This window comes from Mesobacillus sp. (genome assembly GCF_049588175.1).
Lineage (GTDB): Bacteria > Bacillota > Bacilli > Bacillales > Cytobacillaceae > Mesobacillus.
In genome coordinates, this window is record NZ_JBAVFI010000335.1 from 1 (window position 1) to 3,170 (window position 3,170).

A 3,170-nucleotide genomic window follows, 5' to 3' on the forward strand; every position below is an offset into this window, starting at 1 on the left:
CAGAGATCAGCTGGCAGGAAAATAATGAAATCCCCTTTTATAAAAAAGAAGACTTCTGCAAGTTTGCAGAAGCCTCTTAAAATAACTGCTGGTTATGATTGGGTACTAGGAAGGTCTGGGAATCTCACTGGGGTGTTGAGAGATAAATGGTCGCGATAAGAACGATATGCGATTAAAGTATGATTATGGGAAAGGGCATCTAATTGCAGTATTTTAGTTTTATTGGTCTCTAAATAATATTTCGTCGCCCCTTGTTCCAATTCATAAAAAAACAATGTAGCCCCTAGATAATGTTTTTCCACCACTCTTACATCAGGGTGGTTCATGATATACTCAGCAATTTGCTGTACTGAGGCGGAAGAAGTCCCAGTCATGGAATAGACCGTTTCTTTTGCTTGTCCATAAGCTTGATTCAATGTCGATTTGGCTTTATTAATAAAGTTATTGATTGATTGGTTCATCAAATCCCTCCATTGCAATGGTATAACATATGTTAATTAATATACCCCTCAATTATGAAGTGATTCCTCTTTGCCGCTAAATTTTCTCTTAAAATACCATCTGAGAAGAGGAGGTACAGCGAAATATATGAAAAACAGCCTGAATAATTGAAATCCAGTAACCATCGAAAGATCAGCATTAACCTCATGCGCAATAATACCCATCTGGTCCATTCCGCCAGGGGCTAAACTAAGGAAACTTGTAACTATTGAGATATTTAAAACGTCTGTAATATAGATGCTAATGGCTAAAGAACCTGAAACAAGCACAAGTCCGCTTAGCAAGGCAAGCAAAATAGACGTTTTTTTCCGCTCCAATTTTTCCGGCTTTAACAGGAGGCCAATGTATCCACCAATCATGAATTGTGAAACGTCAAGAAAAAATGAAGGGAGTGGAGGTCCTTGGAACCCCACGTTCGTTAAAAGGGCAGTACCGAGAATAGGCCCTAATAAAAATGGCGTAGGGAACCTAAGTTTCTTCCCAATCAAAGCAGTTAAAATACATATAGCTCCAAACAGGAAAACGACAGCTGGTGAAACAGCACCATGAGCAATATCGCCTATGACTAGATCTGTATGTTTCATATTAAGGACTGGGCCGAATATGATAAATGGAACGAAAAAAACAATCATCAATAATCTGGATACCTGTAGAAAAGTTACGGTAGTAATATTAATTCCCTTGTTTTCCTCTGCGAATATAATCATTTGCGATAGTCCTCCTGGGATGCTGCCGGTCAATACAGTTGGGTAGTCCACACCAGAAAGCTTAGAAATAAAAAAAGCCATTAGTGCTGCAAATGAAACCAACAGAACTGTCAAAATAAGCATCATAGGTAGATTCGTTAGAATATTTACAATGGCTGCCCTGGTAAACGAAAGGCCAATAGAATATCCAACAATGACTAAGGCAGCATCCCTTAAATAGGATGGCCATTTTAATTTCACCCCTTTAAATCTCGAGGTAATTAGCATTGCGGCCATCGGGCCAAGCAGCCAGGGAATCGGGATGGCAAGATATGAAAAAATCACGCCTCCACTAAAGGCAATGATTAACGCAAAAAATATTGACATGCTTTTATTTTCTTTCATCACATTTGCACCTTCTAGATATGTATTTTACTAGTTGTTAGGTAGTACGTTACTCCATCCAAATTGTGGTAGTATCATTATAGCATACAGCTATTTCCGTGAAGAGGGGTTGTATATTACTTAAAACTGCATACCTTCATAATCGGAATAATCCATCAGGGAGATGAGAACTTGAATCATAAAATAAATAATGTTAAAGAATTAAGAGCTTTGGTTGGTGAACCTAGTGAACTTGCTAAACGCAAGGTCATTACCTTTATAGATGAACATTGCGAGAAATTTTTAGCGCATTCACCTTTTTTGATTTTATCTACAGCTGATTCTTCTGGTTATAGTGACGCTTCACCTAGAGGCGATGCACCCGGTTTTGTGATTGTATTAGATCAAAAACGCATTGTCATACCTGAGCGCCCAGGTAATAAAAGGATGGACTCATTAAAAAACATTTTATCTAATCCAAGTGTAGGATTACTGTTTCTTATCCCCGGAATGCCTGAGACTTTAAGAGTCAATGGTAAAGCAAGCTTAACTCTTAATCCTATCGTGCTTGAGAAAATGGCAGCTGGAGGAAAGAAACCAATTCTAGGCATCGAGGTCGAGGTTGAAGAATGCTTCATCCAATGCGGAAAAGCGTTAAGGAGATCTGGACTATGGGATCCAGATTCGTGGGCAGAAAAACATTCTTTGCCATCAGGTGCAGAAATCCTGGCTGCTCACTCCAGGCTGCCAGGAACTTCTGTTGCTGATATAGAAGCAAGACTGGAAGACGGCTATAAAAACCGGCTTTATTAACGGAGGCAATTATGAGAATAAGCGAGATCAACCATCTGCTTTTTTCAGTATCTGATCTTAATAGATCGATAGAATTTTACTCGAAAGTATTTGACGCCAGGCTGCTGGCCAGCGGGAAGTCTACAGCTTATTTTGATTTGAATGGCATTTGGCTTGCCTTGAATGAAGAAAGAAATATCTCCCGAACTGAAATACACTCGTCCTACACGCATATTGCGTTTTCAATTAAAGAGGAGGAATTTGAACAAATCTTCAATAAGTTAATAGATTTGGATGTCGAAATTCTGCCAGGACGTGAAAGAGACCTGCGAGACAAGAAGTCGATCTATTTTAAGGATCCAGATGGCCATAAATTCGAATTTCATACTGGCACTCTAAGCGATCGTCTCAATTATTATAAAGAAACTAAACCCCATATGAATTTTTATTAGAAGCAGGTGCTGAAATGGAGAATTGGGTACAGCAAATCATCAATACCAAACGTGGGGAATTTGAAATTTTCATAAAAGGCAGCGGTGAACCGGTTTGTGTCACTCACCATTATTCAGAATTTAATTCTTCGGGAGATTATTTTGCGGAGACTTTTACAGAAATGAACAAAGTGATTCTGGTAAATTTGAGGGAAGCGGGGCAATCAGCAAAAGCCGAAGAGCCATACCAATTAAGCATGATTGAAGCGGTATTGGATCTTGAAAGTATCAGGGAAGCTTTATGTTTACCTAGCTGGAATTTTGCTGGGCATTCAACCGGCGGTATGCTTGGGGTTTTATACGGCATCCATTTTAG

Annotated in this window: 5 protein-coding genes; 3 read left to right on the forward strand and 2 right to left on the reverse strand. The window is 39.1% G+C overall.

Going from position 1 to position 3,170, the window contains the following annotated elements:
- Positions 1 to 92 precede the first annotated feature (92 nt).
- Entirely contained in the window at positions 93 to 461 is a 369-nt protein-coding gene (locus WB217_RS08390) for a hypothetical protein (protein ID WP_423992472.1), read from the reverse strand.
- A gap of 48 nt (positions 462 to 509) precedes the next feature.
- Positions 510 to 1,592, reverse strand: coding sequence for an AbrB family transcriptional regulator (locus tag WB217_RS08395; protein ID WP_423992474.1), 1,083 nt, complete (start codon positions 1,590 to 1,592; stop codon positions 510 to 512).
- A 171-nt stretch (positions 1,593 to 1,763) separates the two neighbouring features.
- On the opposite strand from WB217_RS08395, the gene WB217_RS08400 reads away from it, so the two are divergent.
- From WB217_RS08400 to WB217_RS08410, 3 genes are all read left to right on the forward strand, one after another.
- Complete coding sequence (locus tag WB217_RS08400) at positions 1,764 to 2,384, forward strand: pyridoxamine 5'-phosphate oxidase family protein (protein WP_423992476.1); 621 nt, start codon at positions 1,764 to 1,766, stop codon at positions 2,382 to 2,384.
- An 11-nt stretch (positions 2,385 to 2,395) separates the two neighbouring features.
- Positions 2,396 to 2,815 (forward strand): metallothiol transferase FosB, encoded by a 420-nt coding sequence (gene fosB / locus WB217_RS08405; protein ID WP_423992478.1) that lies wholly within the window; start codon positions 2,396 to 2,398, stop codon positions 2,813 to 2,815.
- A 14-nt stretch (positions 2,816 to 2,829) separates the two neighbouring features.
- On the forward strand, positions 2,830 to 3,170 hold a 341-nt coding region (locus tag WB217_RS08410; RefSeq protein WP_423992480.1), incomplete at its 3' end, for an alpha/beta fold hydrolase.